This is a genomic window from Streptomyces sp. NPDC002309 (assembly GCF_053593375.1).
On sequence record NZ_JBSFCI010000013.1, the window covers coordinates 152,267 to 168,135 of the forward strand.

Consider the following 15,869-nt stretch of genomic DNA (forward strand, 5'->3'; position numbering starts at 1 on the left):
CCGACCGCCGACCGCCGACCGCCGACCGCCGACGAAACGGCCGAGGGGTGAGGGGCATGGGACACCGCACGCCGCAGGTGGGCGTCACGTTCCGTGTCTCTGGCGCGAGTGCCTTCGCGTCGTCCGTACGTCTCCATGTCTTCACGCCCTACGGGAGGTACCCATGCAGCAGCGCACAGGCGAGGACGTCCTGCGCGAGGTGGTCAGCAGCCTCGCACCGGCCGAGCTGGAGAAACTCGACGCGACCTGCCGGGCCTACGCCGCCAGGCCGTATCCGCCGCAGCCGCTGCACCGGTCCGCCGGGGACCCGCTCGGCATCGGCGTCGAGACGGCCGTACTGCTGCCGGTGCTGGTGGCGGTGGTCTCACAGATACTCGCCGACCTCGCCTCCGGGCACATCCGGGCGGGCGGCACCCGGATCACCCGGTGGTGGCGTCGGAGGCAGAACCGTGAGGCGGCCGAGGGCCGGCGTGCGGCGCTGACCGGTCCCGTGCCCGAGCTGTCCGACGTGACGAGGCAGGAACTCACGGACTGGGCCCTGGTCCAGAGTCGTGCCGCGGGCCTTTCGGCCACCGAGGCCGACGAATGCGCCCGGATCGTCGTCATGGCCGTGGTGGTCCGGTCGACCGCTCCCGCGACGGACGGTGCGGCCCCGGACGCCCCCGAACACCGGGGCGCCGTGCCCGACGATCCGGGACCCGCCCAGGCACCGGCGACCTCGCCACCGTCATGACCACCGCGCCGGTCGCCGTCCGGTCCACCGAGGACCCCCGTGACGTCGCCCGTGCGCTCGTCTCCAGTCCGCTGCCCCTGCCGACGACCACACGCCTCTGGCTGTTGAGCCTGGTCGCCTGCGCCGGAGCCTCGTTCACCACGTGGTGGTGGCTCGTCCTGGGCCGCGGCAACTGGCCGGGCGCCCACACCGGTTGTCTGCCCACCGCGCCGGCCGCCCCCGACGCGGTGCTCGACCGGTTCACGGGCTGTGTCCACGACGTCCGGCTGGCCCAGTCGGCGGTGGTGCTGTGCGGGCCGCTCGCGCTGCTGGCCCTCGCCCTGCTCTGGCGGGCCGCCGTGCGCAGGCTGAGTCTGTGGTGGTGGCAGGCGGCACCCGACACCTCGGAACTGCGCGCACTCCTGGACTCCGTACAGCCCGAAGGAGCCGGTGCCCGGCCCACCCTGTGGGTGCGCCACCGGCGTGTCGGAGTCCGGGCCCGGGCGTGGGGCACCCGCCGTGACCCGTGGATCGTGGCCGACTCCCACGTCTTCAACCTCCCCGACGACCGCACGCGGGCGATGTTCCGCCACGAACTGGCCCACCTGCGGCTGCGGGACGTGGGCCGGGTCCGGCTGGCCACCGCGGCCTGGTGGATCCTGCTCATCGGCTGCACCGTGCCGGTGGGCGTCACCCTGGCGCTGGAGCCACGCGTCCTGGGTACCGGGCTGCTGGTGCGGATGGCGCTGGTCCTGCTGATCGTCGGCCTCAGCCTCCGCTCGGTGCTGCGTGTCCGGGAGTACGACGCCGACCTCTGCGCGGACTCGGATCCGCGCGCGCCCGATGGCGCGGCCGCCGCGCTCATCGGTTCGGGCAACCGGCCGAGCCGCCGCGAGCGCCTGCTGGCGCGGGCGGGGCTCGCGACCCACCCCACGCCCGCGAGCCGGCTGCACGCGCTCGCGCATCCGGCCTGGACCTGGGGGCTCTCGCCCTTCGCGTGCCTGGCCACCGGCCTCGGCGCCGGACTGGTCCTCACCGACCTCGCCCTGCTGGTGGGCGCCCTCGCCCCCACACGGACCCAGCTCGCCTACACGGTGGCGGGAGCCCTGACCGGCTGGGCCGTGTCCGGTGTGGTGACCGTGGCGTGGTGGCGGGCCGTCGCCGTCGAAAACCGTGCCGCCACCGGATGGCGCCCCGCCATCGGGGGAGCCGTTCTCGGGATCGGCGTGCTCCTCGGCAGCCAGCTGTCCGGACGGGCGGCCGGCGAATGGGTACGGGACACCTGGACCGCCGAAGGGCTGGCCACGGCACTGTCCCTGACCGACGTTCCGTTCTCGCAGGCGGCGGCCCTGGCGGCGGCGCTGGTGGCCGGCGGTGCCCTGTTCGGTGTGTGGACCACCTCCCTCGCCAGGGCCGCGCGGGCCGCGGTGTCCGGACCGCGGTCCGCACCCGCCTGCGCGGCGGCCGTCGTCCTCTCCGGGCTGCTGACGGCCGTACCGCTGGGCAGTTGGTTCCTGTTCGCCCGGCTGACCGCGGCCCGCCAGGAGCAGGAGATCCGGTGGAGTGTGATCGACACACCCTGGTGGGTGACCGGAGTGGCGGTGACCGTGGTGGGCGCGCTGCTGCCCATGGCAACGCGGCGCGCCGGCAGGCGGGCGAGCACCTCGGACGAACCCGTCGTACGACGGGCCCGGCCGATTGCCGTGCTCGTGGCCGCCGCGGTCGTGGTGACCGCGGGGGCCGTGTGGGCGACCGTGGGTGGCGAGTTCGACGAGAGAGCCGACCCGCCGAGTTGGGGCTCCCCGCGCTCAACAGCCCCGCGCTCAACCGGGGTTGCGCGGACTCCCGAGCATGCTTCCGCGTCCCCGGAGGCCACCACCGCATCCCCGGGCGCCCCGGTCACCGGCGTCGACGAGACAGTGCCCCTCGACGAACTCCCGGACCTCCCGCCCCCGGGCGAGCGCACGCCTCAGATGCGGGCGGACCCGGCCCTCGTGTGCCGGGCGCTGACCCTGGGCGGAACGGTCATCTGGAACGACCCGCTCGCACGGCGCGAGACTGCCGAACTGCTGGGCGGCGTCGACGACATCGTGCTGCGGTCCGCCTCGGCCGTGCTGCGGCGCGACCCGTACGGACCCGTCGACCGTGACGCGCTGATCGCCTCCTTCCTCCGCTGCGACCTCTACTTCCGCTACCACCGCTGACCCACGCCCCCGACGCACCGAACGGATCCACAGGAGGCATGCGTGAACAGGACATCCGCCGCGGCCCACACGGGCGCCGCCCGTCTTCGCTTCGCCGTGGTGCCGGTCGTGGTGGCGGTGCTGGCCGCCGCCCTCACGGCCTGCGGCGGTCAGCGCGACGACCACGCGGACACCGTCGTACCGACGGAGTCGTCGCTCGCCGCTCCGTCCAGGACCGCGGTGTCTCCCACGGGCTCGGGCTCCGCGTCCCCCCGGAAGCCGTCCGGCTCGCCATCGCCGTCCCGAGCCCCGGGTGCCTCCGGCACGGGTGAGGGGAACGGGCGCTCGGGAGGCCCGGGAGGTGGCGGCGGAGACGGGGGCTCCGGCGGATCCGCGGCGTCGGGCGGGACCGGCGGGGCCGGGGATTCAGGGGGTTCGGGGGGATCGGGGGGTTCCGGCGGCGGTTCGGGAGGTTCCGGCGGCTCGGGCGGGTCGGGTGGCTCGGGTGGGTCGGGCGACCCCGCGCCGCCCGGCCCCGACGGGCCACCCACCTCCGGGAGACTGTCGGCCGCGCTCCTGACGACGGCTCACCTGCCCTTTGGCTATGTGAAGACCGTGCTCGAGAACGATCCCCCCACCCGCTCCGACCGCCCCGAGTGCGTCAACACGCTCAACGCCCTGGAGTCCTATCGCAGCACCCGTCCGGGCGCGGTGGAGGCGCGGGTCACCTTCGCGCAGAGCAAGAGCGGGCCGTTCCTGCAGGAGGTGCTGCGCTGGCTGCCGGGTGCGGGGGCGCGGCAGGACCTCCAGCAGGCGGCGAACGTGCTGTCCGGCTGCGGGGACTTCAGCATCGGCTGGAACGACGGCATGACCGGCAGGGAAGGCGTGGTCGCGCACGGCTCGGCCGGGATCGGCGACGTGTCGTGGCACGCCACGGTCACCGTCACCGTGGAGACGTTCACCGTGCAGGAGACCCTGGTACTGGTGGTCGTGGGGAAGACGCTGGTCGTCCTCAGCGAGGCGGGCAGCCCCACGGCACCGTCCCGCTCCCGGACACTGGGCCTGGCGCGGGCCGCCGCGGCACGCGTGCCCTGACCGGACCGTCGTACGGGGCAGACGCCCCGGGCGCGGTGGAGGCGGTTGGCGCGCGCACGCGTCAGAGGTGTGTGAGGAGGAGGTCCAGCGGCCGGGGAACGTGTGCGAGGTCCAGGTGCGCGACCAGCGCCCGCGCGTAGAGCGCCTTGCGTCCGCTGTGCGTGCCCATGAAACGTCGCAGTTGGTGTTCCACGGTCCTTTCCCGCTGGGCCGGCTGGCCCTGGAAGGTGCGGAAGGGACGCGTCTCGCCCTGGTCCTCGATGACCTGCCGCACGCGTGCGGACCCGAGTGCGCGGATCAACTCGTCCTCCAGGTCGGCGACGCACACAGGGAACCCGAGAGCCTCCAGGTCGGCCGGCGTCAGACGGGACCCGAGCCCGACCCGCTCCAGATGGCGCCGGAAGTGCCGCTCCTCGCCGATGTCGCAGAGACCCGCCAGCGGGAGGCCCAGCCCCCCGGGACCGCACACGTCGAGGAAGCGGCCGATGTTCGTCGCTCCTCCGAGCGGTACCACGGCGACACCCTCGGCACCGAGGTCGCGGCCCTGGCGCGTGGCCAGCACCTCCAGCGCGACCTGATCACTGGCCCCCTCGACGAGCACGATCCTCCGCACACCGCCGCCGGCCAGCTCCCGTGCCACCTGGGCAGCGGTTTCCGCTCCCGCACCGCCGGCGGCCCACGCGATCAGTGCCCGGCGGAATCGCCCCGACTCGTCCACGCGACCTCGCCTTCCCCGGGCCATCGTGGCACGGACGAGATCCCGTACGCACATGAGTTTTCCTGGAGGCCACGACACACGTCGGTGTCCGGGAGGGGGGTCGGCGCCCCGAGTGCGGGGGCCCCGGGCAGACCGCATCCTGTTGCCATGGCGCTCGCCCCGCCCGTGGTGATCTACCCGCCCGCCGAGGACGGCGGCCGGCGGGTGCGCGTGGAGCAGCACTTCGTAGGGATGGCGTACGGGCTGCTGGACATCGTCGAGTTCCTGCGTCTCGCGGGCCTGGACGACGTCGACGACGACTGGGTACGGCGGTCCGAACTCGTCGAGTGGCGCGGCGGCGGCCCCGACGCATGGGAGAGCTGAGGCCGGCGGTCGTACTCGCGTCCGCCGGCCGATGAGGTGCGCGCGGACGCGGTGGGCCCTCTCGGCGCACGCGCATGAGCGGACGCGGTAGGCCCTCTCGGCCTCGCTTCCCCGTGACATGGCCGGGCCCGGGCACCGGTGTGTACGACATGGCCGGGCCCGGGCACCGGTGCGTGCCCGGGCCCGGGGGGTTCACGCCGCGAGTGCGTGGCCCGGGTGCAGGACCACCTTGGTGTAGCCCTCGATGCGCTTGTCGAACTTCTCGTACGCCTGCGGGGCGTCCTCCAGCGGCAACTCGTGCGAGACCACGAAGCTGGGCCTGGCGCGCCCGGCGATGATCAGATCACGGAGCTGGCGGTTGTACCGCTTGACGTTGCACTGGCCGGTGCCCACCTTCTGGCCCTTCTCGAACATCCTGCCGATCGAGACTAGGAGCTGGCCGTGCCTGGCGTGCTCGTCGGGTCCACCCGGGTCGGAGGGCACGTACAGACCCGGTATGCCGAGCCGGCCGGTCGCCCGTACCGTCTCCACCAGTTCGTTGAGGACGATGGCCGGTTCCTCGTGGCTGGTGTCGTGCGCCTGGGCCTGGTAGCCGACCGCGTCGATGCCCTTGTCGGTTCCCTCTCCGTTCGTCTGCGCCTTGATCTGCTCGGCGGGGTCGCCCTTGGTGAAGTCGATCGGGATGGCCCCGATCTCCTCCGCCTTGGCGAGCCGCTCGGGCACGCGGTCGACCGAGAACACCTTCGAGGCGCCACGCAGCAGCGCCGAGTAGGCGGCCATGAGGCCCACCGGTCCGGCGCCGAAGACGGCCACGGTCTCCCCGGGGATGACCTGGGCGAGTTCGCAGCCGTGGTAGCCGGTCGGGAAGATGTCGGCCAGCAGGATGAAGTCCGTCTCGAACCCCTCGCCGGGCGGCAGCTTCAGGCAGTTGAAGTCGGCGAACGGTACCCGCAGCCGCTCGGCCTGGCCGCCCTTGTACGGGCCCATGGCCACATAGCCGTAGGCACCGCCGGCGAAGCCGGGGTTGACCGTCAGGCAGAAGCCCGTTTCATTGGCCAGGCAGTTCTTGCAGAAACCGCACGCGACGTTGAAGGGCATCACGACGCGGTCACCCACGGCCAGTGACGACACGCCGTCGCCGACCTCCTCGATGACACCGAGGTTCTCGTGTCCGAAGACGATCCCCGGCTCGGCCGCGGTACGGCCTTCGTACATGTGCAGGTCGGAGCCGCAGATCGCGGATGACGTGACACGTACGAGCACGTCGTTCGGGTGCTGGATCCGTGGGTCGTCGACGTCCTTCACCGTGACGCTGAAGGGCCTCTCGTAGACAACGGCTTTCACCTGTGTCACCTCCTGTGGAGCTTCGGAGGCGGACTCGAGGACGGGCCGCTGCCGGGGACACACCTGAAGGCGCGGCTTTCGGTATGCGCCGTGAGAGGGCTCGCCTCACCGCCGGTACTTCCAGGGAACGCCCGTGGGTGAGGGCTTGCAACCCGCCTGGGCGGCCGCCGGCGAGGGCGCTCGGGGCGGTCCCGGGTTCCCGGGTTCTCAGGGAGGCGACGTCGTCGTGCGTCCGGATGCCCGGCGCGTGCGGACGCCCGGCGCCGGAGACGGCACTCTCACGTGGTACGGCGACGAGGTGTGTCGACCGGCACCCCGCTCTGGACGGGGTCCGCCGCACGGGCCTGGACCACGAGCAGGTCTTCGGGGGTCAGTTCCCTGCCGTCCTCCGCGACGACGGACAGCAGCCGGGGTGGCTGTCCTGTCCGGGCGTCCACGACCTGGTTCATCGGCTCGTCGTCCTCGAAGAGGTACTTCTGCCCCCATTGCCGAAGTGCCGCGAGAACCGTGTGGAAATCCCGGCCCTTGTCGGTGAGGACGTATTCGTGGGAGTTGCCGAGCGCCGACTCGTGGATCTCGAAGATCCCCACGGCCACGAGCTTCTGCAGCCTGGCGGAAAGGATGTTGGAGGCGACGCCGATCCGCTTGTTGAAGTCGGTGAACCGTGTGACACCGTGCAGGGCGTCACGCAGGATCTGGAGCGTCCAGGTGTCGCCGACCTCGGAGAGGGAGCGATCGATCGGGCACGCTGAATGGACCAGTTCTCGACGCTTCACCGGAACCTCCGAACCCCAGGTTGCTTGCAATTCTAAAGCATGGCTCGGGCGCGCGACCGAGGCGTGCGGCCGGACCGGGCGCCGGGGGCGGGGGACGCCTCCCGGCCGTTCTCCGCTCCCGCCGTCTCCGTCTCCGCCGCCTGCCTCAGGAGCTCGCCGAGACGGCGGATGTCCGGGCGGCGCGACGTGCCGCTGCGGCTGACGAGGTAGACGGCGCGGGTCACGGGCCGGCGCAGGGCGTGGAGACCGATCGTCCCGGACGTCCCCTCCGGGACGGTCATACGCGGCAGCAACGCCACCCCCGCGTCCGCGGCCACCAGCGCCGCCAGCACCGAGAAGTCACTGCTGCGGGAGCGGATGCCCGGCACGAACCCGGCGGCCCCGCAGGCCCGTTGGATCATCTCGTAGCACGACGTCTCCGGGCCCGGGGTGAGCCAGGGGCTGTCGGACAGGCGCGCCAGGTCCACGGTGTCCCCCGGCCCGATGTCCATACGGGCGGCGCGATCGGGGTGGAGCGCGAGCAGGACCGGTTCCTCCAGGAGCCTGGTCTCCTCGCAGCCGGGCGGGAAGTCCCTGGGCAGCACCGTGTACCCGTGGACGACCGCCACATCGACGTCCCGCCGGCGCAGCGACTCCAGTGCCGCGTCGGGCTCCTGTTCGACGAGTTCCAGGTCCAGTGAGACACCGGCACCCTCGTCCGGATCGAGGATGCGCTTCCAGGCCGGGGCGATCAGGGTGCGTGCGGCGGAGGCGAAGGCCGCGACGCGGACCATGCCGTGGCCGCCGCCGCGGACGGCCTCCAGCGCCGACTCGGCGGCGGCCAGGTCGCTGAGCACGATCTCGGCGTGGGAGACCAGCAGCTCACCGACGGGCGTCAGACGCAGGGTGCGGCCCTGCTTCTCCACGACGGGCATGCCCACGTCCCGTTCCAGCGCGGCGAGTTGCTGGGAAACGGCGGGCGCCGTCAGGTGCAGCGCCTGTGCCGCGGCCGCCACCGTGCCATGGGTGGCCAGGTACTGCAGGACGCGGAGTCTTCTCACATCGAGCATGAAGCCCTCCTTACGCCTCGCGCCTGAAACATCAAGCATAGCCATGCGCCGACCGGCTCGGCCCGAGTCGTCGATGCGCAGCTTTCCTTTCGTTTTCACCAAGAAAGACTAACTGGACCTTTATGATTCCCGGGCTCATCGTGGAGGCATGAACGTGCGCTCCAGCCCCCGCAGCTTCCTGGCCCTGGCAGGTGTCGTCGTGCTCTGGGCGTCGGCGTTCCCGGCGATCCGTGCGGGGGTCGACGGCCTGGGCGTGGCGGCGCTGTCCTTTCTCCGCCTCGCCATCGCCGCCGTCGTCCTCGCGGCGCTCGCGCCCTTCCTCGGCGTCCGGCGTCCGCGGCGCCGGGACCTCCCGCTGATCGTGCTCGCCGGCGCGACCGGCATGACCGCCTACCAGGTCCTGCTCAACTGGGGGGAGGTTCATGTCTCCGCCGGCACCGCGAGCATGCTGATCGCCGTCGCGCCCGTGTTCAGCGTGCTGCTCGGCAGGTCGTTCCTGTCGGAGCCCGTCGCACGTTCCGTGCTCGTCGGCAGTGGGGTCGCCCTCGGCGGTTCCCTGGTGGTCGCGCTGGGAGGCGGCTCCGCGGGGTTCTCGGCCGGAGCGCTGGTGGTGCTCGCCGCGGCTGTGGTGCAGGGGGTGTACCACGTCGTGTCCAAGCCCCTGCTGCGTCACTACAGCGGCATGGAGGTCGCGACGTACGCCATGGTGGCGGGGACCGTCCTCGCGCTCCCGCTGCTTCCGGCGACGCTGCGTGCCGTGGCGGGAGCACCCTCCGGGGCCTTGGTGTCGGTGGCCTATCTGGGGCTTCTGCCCTCCGCCCTGGGGTTCGTCCTGTGGGGTTACGCCGTCGCCCGGCTGTCGTTGGCGGTGTCGACGGCAGCCCTCTATCTGGTACCGCCGGTCGCGCTCGTCGTCTCGTTCGTGTGGCTCTCCGAGGTGCCCCGCCTCATGGAGGTACTGGGCGGCTTCGTGATCATCGGCGGGGTGGTGCTGATCAACCGCCGCCACCGCGGCGGCGGCCCGCCGGCCGACGTGCGGCACGAGGTGGAGGGATCGCCGTCCCTGCCGCGGTCGCCCGCGCTTCGGGACGGGCGGTGACGGTCGCGTCCGACAAGCCCTCGGGCCGCCGGCCCGAGGGCTTGTGCCGTGCCACGGCACCCGGATCATGCGAGCCCACCGCGCGCGATCCGCGCCGGGGCTCAGTGGGTGTCGTTCTTCCCGGCCTGCTTCCCGGCCCGGTCGAAGAACTTCATGGCCATGAACCCGTGCGCGTAGCTGCCGCCGGCGCGGAGTGCCGCGGCGGTCATGACGGTCTCCGCCAGTTCCTGCTGGGTCGCCCCCGCGGCGTGCGCGGCGTTGGTGTGCGCCTCGATGCAGTACGCGCACTGGGTCGTCAGCGCCACCGCCACGGCGGTGAGTTCGGCGTACTTGGTCGGGATGACGTTGTTGCTGCCCCGCAGGGCCTGGTGGTCGAACGCCAGGAACGCCTTGAAGGCGTCGGGGGCGCCCGCGCGGAGGTGCTGGGCGTACTGGTGATCGGTGTGCTCGTGGTAGGACACGAAGCGCTCCTGTGCTGGGGGAGTGGGTGTGCGGGCCGGTCAGTAGGCGTTGCGTCCGGCTCGGACGCCGCCGTCGACGTCCCAGGTGGCGCCGGTGATCCAGTCGGCCTGGTCGGACAGCAGGAAGGCGACGGTGGGGGCGACGTCGTCGGGGGTCCCGACGCGGCCGAGGGGGTGGAAGGAGTTGAAGCCGTCGAGCGTGGAGTCGATCTCGTCCTTGGGGATGAAGGCCTCGTAGATCGGGGTGCGGACGACGGCGGGCGCCACGGTGTTGACCCGGATGCCGTGCCCGGCCAGCTCCATCGCCAGATGCTGCGTCAGGGAGTGCAGTCCGGCCTTCGCGACGGAGTACGCGGACGACGGGGTGGCGGCCATCGCCTGGTGCGCGAGCATGCCGCCGATGTTGACGACGGCTCCGCGGTTGCCGCGGGCGATCATGTTGGCGGTGACGGTCTGCGTGATGAAGTAGAAAGCCCGGGTAATGGCCTGGTAGCGGTCGTAGTCTTCGGGAGTGTGCTCCAGGAAGGTCTTCGGCTCGAAGACGCCCGCGGCGTTCACGAGGAGCGTGGCGTCGCCGTGCTCCTCGGTCAGGGTGTCGCGCAGCCGGTCCACGGCGGCAGGGTCGAAGAGGTCGGCCGACAGCCCGGTGACGTCGCCGGACTTTGACAGCTCCGCGACCGCCTCGGCGGCGCTGGCCTGCGACCGGCCGGTGACCACGGCGCTGCCGCCGCCCTCCAGGACACGGCGGGCGACGGCCATCCCGATGCCGCTGGTGCCGCCGATCACGACGATCTTCCGGCCGGTGAAGTCAAGGGTGTTGCTGGGCATGAGCGTGCTCCTCAAGGGTGTTGGGTGTGCGGAAGGGGCCGCGGTCCGACCGCCGTCCTCCACGATGTGTGCGGAGGGGTAAAAGAAACCGGTCAGTTGTATTTTGTCGGTATTTTGTCCACGTGGAAGCGGTCGTGAGGGATCCGGGGCGATGCGGCGGGCCGGCCGCCGGAGTGCCTTCGACCGTAAGGCGGCGCACGTCGTCCCGGTAGAGGATCATGAGTGATGCGGACATAACGTCCGGCTATGGCGAGGGTGGTTGATCATGAACATCGAGGCGCTCCGCTACGCCCAGGCCGTCTCCCGGACGAAGTCCTTCAGCGCCGCCGCGCGGGCCTACGGTGTGACGCAGCCGGCTCTGTCGAACGGGATCGCGCGGCTGGAGGAGGAGCTCGGGGTCCGCCTCTTCGACCGCTCGCCCCGAGGTGTCCGGCCCACCGCGCACGGCGTGCGCATCCTGCGCCTGGTCGACGACGTCCTCGGCGGGCTCGACACGCTGCTCGCCGAGGCGCGACGGCTGGCCCATCCGCCCGCCGAGACGATCCGCATGGGCGTGTCCCCGCTGATCGGGTCCGATCTCGTCGCCCGCGCCTTCGAGGCCGCCCGCGCGCTGAAGCGTCCGCGCGATTTGGTCCTGCGGGAGGCGGACCTGGACCCGCTGCGCGACGACCTCCAGGCGGGGCGCCTGGACATCGTCCTCGTCCCCGCCGTGCCCGGCCTGCCCCACTTCGAGCACCGCGTCGTCGCCCGGGAGCCGCTGGTCGTCATCGGCTCGGGCACCGGCGACGATCCGGTCGAGCTCGCCGACGTGGCCGACGCCGCCTACATCCTCGGACCCCCCACCTGCGGGCTGACCACCTTCACCACCGAGCTCTTCGAGAGCCATGACCTGGGCCTGCGTACCTACCCCGGAGAGGCCGCGAGCTTCCGCGCGGTCGACGAGTGGGCCGCGATGGGCCTGGGGGCGGCGCTCCTGCCCCGTTCCAGGGTCACGCACGAGCACGCCGGTTGCCGCCCTCTCCTCCGGGGCGGCGAGCCCGTCGAGATCGCCTACGAGGCCGTATGGGGTTGCGACACGCCCCTCGGGGCCGACCTGCGGGAGTTCGTCGGGGCGCTCACCGACGCTTAGCGGGCGCCTTCGGCCGGTGCGGCGACGGGGTGGAGCGGCTGCCGCGCGGGTTCGGTGTTGTGTCCCTCGCGGCAATGTCACTTGCATATTGCAAGTGGCGGTGTCAGGGTTGATATATCGCTTGCAATTCGCAAGTGACTTTCCATCGCCCGAGGAGCTGGCGACCATGAGTTACCGCACGATCCGGACAGAGCTGCGCGACGGCGTCCTGTGGGCCACGATCGACAACCCTCCGATCAACCTCATCGACGAGCCCTTCGTCACCGACCTGATCGCGCTGCTGGACGAGACCGAGGGCGACGGCGACGTGCGGGTCGTCGTCTTCCGCAGTGCCGACCGGGACTTCTTCGTCCCGCACGTCGACGTGCGGGGGATCGCGCAGTACACGGCGGCGGCGGCCACGTCCGGTGGCCCTGACGACATCAGCCTGGGCGCGCTGTACCGACGGCTCAGCGAGGCGCGGCCCGTCACGATCGCGGTCGTCGAGGGCCGGGCGCGCGGCGCGGGCGCCGAGTTCCTCTACGCCTGCGACATGCGGTTCGCGTCCCTGGAGCGGGCCGTGATCGGCCAGCCCGAGGTGGGGCTGGGCACCTTCCCCGGCGCGGGATCGGTCCAGCACCTGGTGCGGCTCGTCGGACGCGGCCAGGCCATGCAGGTGATCCTGGGCGCCGACGACATCGACGGGCGGGAGGCCGAGCGGATCGGCATCGTCAACAAGGCACTGCCGGACGAGGAGCTGATCGCCTACGTGGAGCGGCTGGCCCGGCGCGTCGCCGGCTTCCCGGAGGCGGCCGTGCGGCTGGTGAAGCGCCGGATCAACGCGGCCGGGCTGCCGCCCAAGGAGGACGTCCACGTCGACGCGGGCTTCTTCCAGATCCTGGCGCGTGACCCGGCCAGCACGGCCCGCATGGGCACCCTCATGGAGCGCGGACTCCAGGAACGCTCCCGCACCGAGCTCGACCTCGGCGCGGCGGTCGGGGAGCTCTGAGCCCAGAGCACCGCACCGGTGCCGCAGGCCGGCCGCCGCGTCCCGTCGGCCGCCCACGCCGTCGTCACCACCGGCTGACCGCCGCGTGACGGGCGACAGAGTCGTGAGCCGCGCGTGGCACCTGGGACAGGGTGTTCCGCCCCCGCACGGGCCCTGGTCGCTTTCGTGCCGCGCGGGACCGGACAGAACAGCTGGGTGTCGCATCGGGACCGGACAGGACTGCTTGACGTCGCGTCCGGACCGGACAGAACAGCTGGGCGCTGCCTGCGGACCGGACAGAACAGCTAGGCGGCCGTCCTGGTTCCAGGCGACTTCTCCGACGGGGGAGGCGCGTCCTGCGCGGGCAGGCGCTGCTCGGCCCAGACGATCTTGCCGCCCGGCGCCGGGCGGTAGCCCCATCTGTGGGACAGATGGGAGACCAGAAGCAGTCCCCGGCCGTTCTCGTCGCCGATGTGTGCTCTGCGCTGACGCGGCGAGCAGCCGTCGGTGTCGAACACCTCGCAGGTCAGGACCTGGTGTCTGATCAGGCGCAGCCGGATCGGGCCGGATCCGTGGCGGACGGCGTTGGTGACCAGTTCACTGACGATCACCTTCGTCGCGTCCTCGATGCCTTCCAGGCCCCATTCGGCCAGCTGTCCGGCCGCCAGGTTCCGGGCGTGGCGGGCGGCGGTCCTGTCGACGGGCAGCGTCCAGGAGGCGACGTGGTGCGAGGCGAGTGCGCGGGTGCGGACGAGGAGCAGGGTGACGTCGTCGTAGGCCGCCTTGTCGGCGAAGGGCTCCATCGCGCGGTCGCACAGCTCCTCCAGTGACTGACGGGGGTGCGCGAGAGCGGTGCCCAGCCGGCGCATGCCGTCTTCGATGTCCTGGCCGCGGCACTCGATCAGGCCGTCGGTGTAGAGGGCGAGCAGACTGCCCTCGGGCAGTTCGAGCTCCATCGCCTCGATGGGGGAGCCCAGTCCGACGCCGAGCGGGACTCCGGTGGGAAGCGCGGGGAAGGTGACGTGGCCGTCCGGGTCGACGACGGCGGGCGGCGCGTGACCCGCGGAGGCGATGGTGCACCGGCCGGTGACGGGGTCGTGGACGGCGTACAGGCAGGTGGCGCCGACCACGGTGGCCGCCTGGTCCGGGGCTTCGGCGTCCTCCTCCACCATGCGCATGACCGTGTCGTCGAGGTGGGTGAGCAGTTCCTCGGGAGGCAGGTCCATGTCGGCGAGCGTGCGCACCGCGGTGCGGAGCCTGCCCATGGTGGCGGCGGAGTTGATGCCGTGTCCGACCACGTCGCCGACGACGAGGGCGACGCGGGCGCCGGACAGCGGGATCACGTCGAACCAGTCGCCCCCCACACCGTGGTCGATGTCCGCCGGCAGATACCGCGAGGCCGTCTCGACCGCCGCGCCGCCCCGGAGGCGCTGCGGCAGCAGATTGCGCTGCAGCGCCAGTGCCGCCGTGTGTTCGCGGGCGTACCGGCGCGCGTGGTCCAGCGAGACCGCGGCGCGGCTGACCAGTTCTTCGGCCAGGAGCAGATCGGTCTCCCGGAAGGGGACCGGGTCCTTCGTGCGGACGAAGACCGCCAGGCCCAGCAGGATGCCTCGCGCGCGGATCGGCACGACCATCAGGGAGTGCATGCCGTGATCGTGCAACTTCTCGGCCCGCAGGTGATCGCGGTGGATCCAGGTGCCCGGAGCGGTGTCGAATATGGGTTCCAGATGGGGTCTGCCGGTGTCCAGCACGGTGGTGAGGGGCGAGTCCGGCGGCACGGTGACCGGCTCACCGTGTCTCCACGGCGACTCCGGGACTCCTCGATGGATCGAGGCCATCCCGGTCCGGCGCAGGACGGGAACACGCTCGCCGGAAGGGCCGGTGCGGACCGTCGGCCCCTCGCCCGAAGCGACCCCCTGCTCGAGGTCCACGGCGACGAAGTCGGCGAGCAGCGGCACGGCGAGGTCCGCCAGTTCCTGGCTGGTCTGCATGATGTCCAGCGTTCCGCCGAGCCGGCTGCCCGCCTGGGTGAGGACGGCCAGGCGTTCGCGTGCCTGCCGGCTCTCGACGACATCGACACTGGTGATGCAGATACCCGACGGCAGGCTGTCGGCGCCCAGGAGGCACGAGAACGAGACGGCGAAGGGATGCTCCGGCCCCAGAGCCGTCGGAAGCCATGTCCGGTATTCGTGGACCTTGGTGGTGCCACTGTTCAGCACCTGCCGCATCACCTCCTCCAGCGCCTCCGCCTTGACGCCGGGCAGGGCGTCGGTGAAGCGGTGCCCGAGCCGCTGGTCGGGGGGAATGCCGTCATGGGTCTGCATCGCCTCGTTCACGCCGACGCAGCGCAGGTCCATGTCCCGCAGCGAGACACCGATCGGGGCGCGGGTGAGGAGCGCCCCTCCGGCCGGTCCCTTCAGCGCCTCTCGGGACAGCGTGCCCATGTCGGTCACGGACGCGAGCCACCGGGTCGTCCCGTCGAGCGCCCGTACCTCCGACATCCGCAGGCCCGTGTCGGTGGTGCGGCCGTCCTGACGCAGTACCTCCGACACGCCCGGCCAGCCGTTCCTGGCCCGGCACCGCTCGACGAAGTCCGACATCGTCGCCGCCTGCGCGAAGGACGGCAGCACCAGCGCGGCCGACCGCCCCACCACATCGGCCGCGGAGTGGCCGACAAGCCGCTCGGCGGCCTGCGTCCATGCCACCACCGTCCCCAGCTCGTCGAACAGCGCGACGGCCGACTCGGACACCTCGGACGTGCTCATCTGATCGCTGAACGTGATGTTCCTTGAGCTGTTCGTGTTCATGGCGCTGCTGTTCCTTGCCTGGCGTGGCTTGCCCGCATCCGAACCGGGACCGAAATGTCCTTCGGTGGTTAGACCGGACAGGTGCACGCGCTGTGACGGGAGCCGGCGCCCACCTCGCCGCGGGTGTCGTCGGCACGCACCAGAACGCGAGGGCCGCGACCGTCACATGGGCGAAGGCTCCGAAGGTCACGCCCGTGCGCGGCCCCGACCATGTGGTCGGGGCCGCGGTGAGGCGGAACGCGGTTCAGAAGCCCACAGCCGTCGTCGAGCCCGCGGCGGCCGGCGGGCGTGACCCGCTTCCGCCGCGACCGGCCGGCCGGGCTCCGGTGCGGGCCCGG

At 72.2% G+C, this 15,869-nt stretch carries 15 protein-coding genes; 8 read left to right on the forward strand and 7 right to left on the reverse strand.

From position 1 onward, the window contains the following. Positions 1-163 precede the first annotated feature (163 nt). The 3 genes from ACWCPM_RS13915 (at position 164) to ACWCPM_RS13925 (ending at position 3,990) form a co-directional block, all read left to right on the forward strand. Entirely contained in the window at positions 164-733 is a 570-nt protein-coding gene (locus ACWCPM_RS13915) for a hypothetical protein (RefSeq protein WP_450976373.1), read from the forward strand. Next, the gene (locus ACWCPM_RS13920; RefSeq protein WP_450976374.1) at positions 730-2,916 is read left to right on the forward strand and encodes a M48 family metalloprotease; all 2,187 of its coding nucleotides are present in this window, start codon (positions 730-732) and stop codon (positions 2,914-2,916) included. Before ACWCPM_RS13915 ends, ACWCPM_RS13920 begins: the two co-directional genes overlap by 4 nt. A gap of 585 nt (positions 2,917-3,501) precedes the next feature. Continuing rightward, positions 3,502-3,990 (forward strand): hypothetical protein, encoded by a 489-nt coding sequence (locus tag ACWCPM_RS13925; protein ID WP_450976375.1) that lies wholly within the window; start codon positions 3,502-3,504, stop codon positions 3,988-3,990. A gap of 61 nt (positions 3,991-4,051) precedes the next feature. On the opposite strand, the gene ACWCPM_RS13930 is transcribed toward ACWCPM_RS13925, so the two are convergent. Further along, positions 4,052-4,708, reverse strand: a complete 657-nt coding sequence (locus ACWCPM_RS13930; protein WP_450976376.1) for a TOPRIM nucleotidyl transferase/hydrolase domain-containing protein — start codon at positions 4,706-4,708, stop codon at positions 4,052-4,054. 147 nt (positions 4,709-4,855) lie between these two features. Here ACWCPM_RS13930 and ACWCPM_RS13935 point away from each other — a divergent pair, with 147 nt between their 5' ends. After that, positions 4,856-5,071, forward strand: coding sequence for a hypothetical protein (locus tag ACWCPM_RS13935; RefSeq protein WP_450976377.1), 216 nt, complete (start codon positions 4,856-4,858; stop codon positions 5,069-5,071). 192 nt (positions 5,072-5,263) lie between these two features. Here the strand turns inward: ACWCPM_RS13935 and ACWCPM_RS13940 are convergent, their stop codons facing one another. The 3 genes from ACWCPM_RS13940 to ACWCPM_RS13950 all read right to left on the reverse strand — a co-directional run bounded on the left by ACWCPM_RS13940 (position 5,264) and on the right by ACWCPM_RS13950 (position 8,240). Next, positions 5,264-6,415: a glutathione-independent formaldehyde dehydrogenase gene (locus ACWCPM_RS13940; protein WP_450976378.1), complete on the reverse strand. Its 1,152-nt coding sequence runs from the start codon at positions 6,413-6,415 to the stop codon at positions 5,264-5,266. Between the two features lie 278 nt (positions 6,416-6,693). After that, entirely contained in the window at positions 6,694-7,191 is a 498-nt protein-coding gene (locus ACWCPM_RS13945; protein ID WP_450976379.1) for a winged helix-turn-helix transcriptional regulator, read from the reverse strand. A 32-nt stretch (positions 7,192-7,223) separates the two neighbouring features. Beyond that, the gene (locus tag ACWCPM_RS13950; RefSeq protein ID WP_450976380.1) at positions 7,224-8,240 is read right to left on the reverse strand and encodes a LysR family transcriptional regulator; all 1,017 of its coding nucleotides are present in this window, start codon (positions 8,238-8,240) and stop codon (positions 7,224-7,226) included. Between the two features lie 148 nt (positions 8,241-8,388). On the opposite strand from ACWCPM_RS13950, the gene ACWCPM_RS13955 reads away from it, so the two are divergent. Then, the gene (locus ACWCPM_RS13955; protein ID WP_450976381.1) at positions 8,389-9,339 is read left to right on the forward strand and encodes a DMT family transporter; all 951 of its coding nucleotides are present in this window, start codon (positions 8,389-8,391) and stop codon (positions 9,337-9,339) included. 101 nt (positions 9,340-9,440) lie between these two features. Here ACWCPM_RS13955 and ACWCPM_RS13960 read toward each other — a convergent pair whose 3' ends face one another. Continuing rightward, positions 9,441-9,800, reverse strand: coding sequence for a carboxymuconolactone decarboxylase family protein (locus ACWCPM_RS13960; RefSeq protein ID WP_450976382.1), 360 nt, complete (start codon positions 9,798-9,800; stop codon positions 9,441-9,443). A gap of 39 nt (positions 9,801-9,839) precedes the next feature. Continuing rightward, entirely contained in the window at positions 9,840-10,628 is a 789-nt protein-coding gene (locus ACWCPM_RS13965) for an SDR family NAD(P)-dependent oxidoreductase (protein WP_450976383.1), read from the reverse strand. 265 nt (positions 10,629-10,893) lie between these two features. Here ACWCPM_RS13965 and ACWCPM_RS13970 point away from each other — a divergent pair, with 265 nt between their 5' ends. Together ACWCPM_RS13970 and ACWCPM_RS13975 are read left to right on the forward strand one after the other, a co-directional pair. After that, complete coding sequence (locus ACWCPM_RS13970) at positions 10,894-11,757, forward strand: LysR family transcriptional regulator (protein WP_450976384.1); 864 nt, start codon at positions 10,894-10,896, stop codon at positions 11,755-11,757. Positions 11,758-11,923: 166 nt separating this feature from the next. Further along, entirely contained in the window at positions 11,924-12,745 is an 822-nt protein-coding gene (locus ACWCPM_RS13975; RefSeq protein WP_450976385.1) for an enoyl-CoA hydratase/isomerase family protein, read from the forward strand. Positions 12,746-13,029: 284 nt separating this feature from the next. Here the strand turns inward: ACWCPM_RS13975 and ACWCPM_RS13980 are convergent, their stop codons facing one another. Beyond that, positions 13,030-15,531 (reverse strand): SpoIIE family protein phosphatase, encoded by a 2,502-nt coding sequence (locus ACWCPM_RS13980; protein ID WP_450976386.1) that lies wholly within the window; start codon positions 15,529-15,531, stop codon positions 13,030-13,032. Positions 15,532-15,623: 92 nt separating this feature from the next. Here ACWCPM_RS13980 and ACWCPM_RS13985 point away from each other — a divergent pair. Then, positions 15,624-15,869, forward strand: a 246-nt coding sequence (locus ACWCPM_RS13985) for a hypothetical protein (RefSeq protein ID WP_450976387.1), incomplete at its 3' end; no start/stop codon positions are given.

What these genes read in the sequence shown, in the direction of transcription:
- ACWCPM_RS13915 (WP_450976373.1), top strand. Translation starts at nt 164, where the DNA reads ATGCAGCAGCGCACAGGCGAGGACGTCCTGCGCGAGGTGGTCAGCAGC.
- ACWCPM_RS13920 (WP_450976374.1), top strand. Translation starts at nt 730, where the DNA reads ATGACCACCGCGCCGGTCGCCGTCCGGTCCACCGAGGACCCCCGTGAC.
- ACWCPM_RS13935 (WP_450976377.1), top strand. Translation starts at nt 4,856, where the DNA reads ATGGCGCTCGCCCCGCCCGTGGTGATCTACCCGCCCGCCGAGGACGGC.
- ACWCPM_RS13950 (WP_450976380.1), bottom strand. Translation starts at nt 8,240, where the DNA reads ATGCTCGATGTGAGAAGACTCCGCGTCCTGCAGTACCTGGCCACCCAT.
- ACWCPM_RS13955 (WP_450976381.1), top strand. Translation starts at nt 8,389, where the DNA reads ATGAACGTGCGCTCCAGCCCCCGCAGCTTCCTGGCCCTGGCAGGTGTC.
- ACWCPM_RS13965 (WP_450976383.1), bottom strand. Translation starts at nt 10,628, where the DNA reads ATGCCCAGCAACACCCTTGACTTCACCGGCCGGAAGATCGTCGTGATC.
- ACWCPM_RS13970 (WP_450976384.1), top strand. Translation starts at nt 10,894, where the DNA reads ATGAACATCGAGGCGCTCCGCTACGCCCAGGCCGTCTCCCGGACGAAG.
- ACWCPM_RS13975 (WP_450976385.1), top strand. Translation starts at nt 11,924, where the DNA reads ATGAGTTACCGCACGATCCGGACAGAGCTGCGCGACGGCGTCCTGTGG.
- ACWCPM_RS13980 (WP_450976386.1), bottom strand. Translation starts at nt 15,531, where the DNA reads ATGAACACGAACAGCTCAAGGAACATCACGTTCAGCGATCAGATGAGC.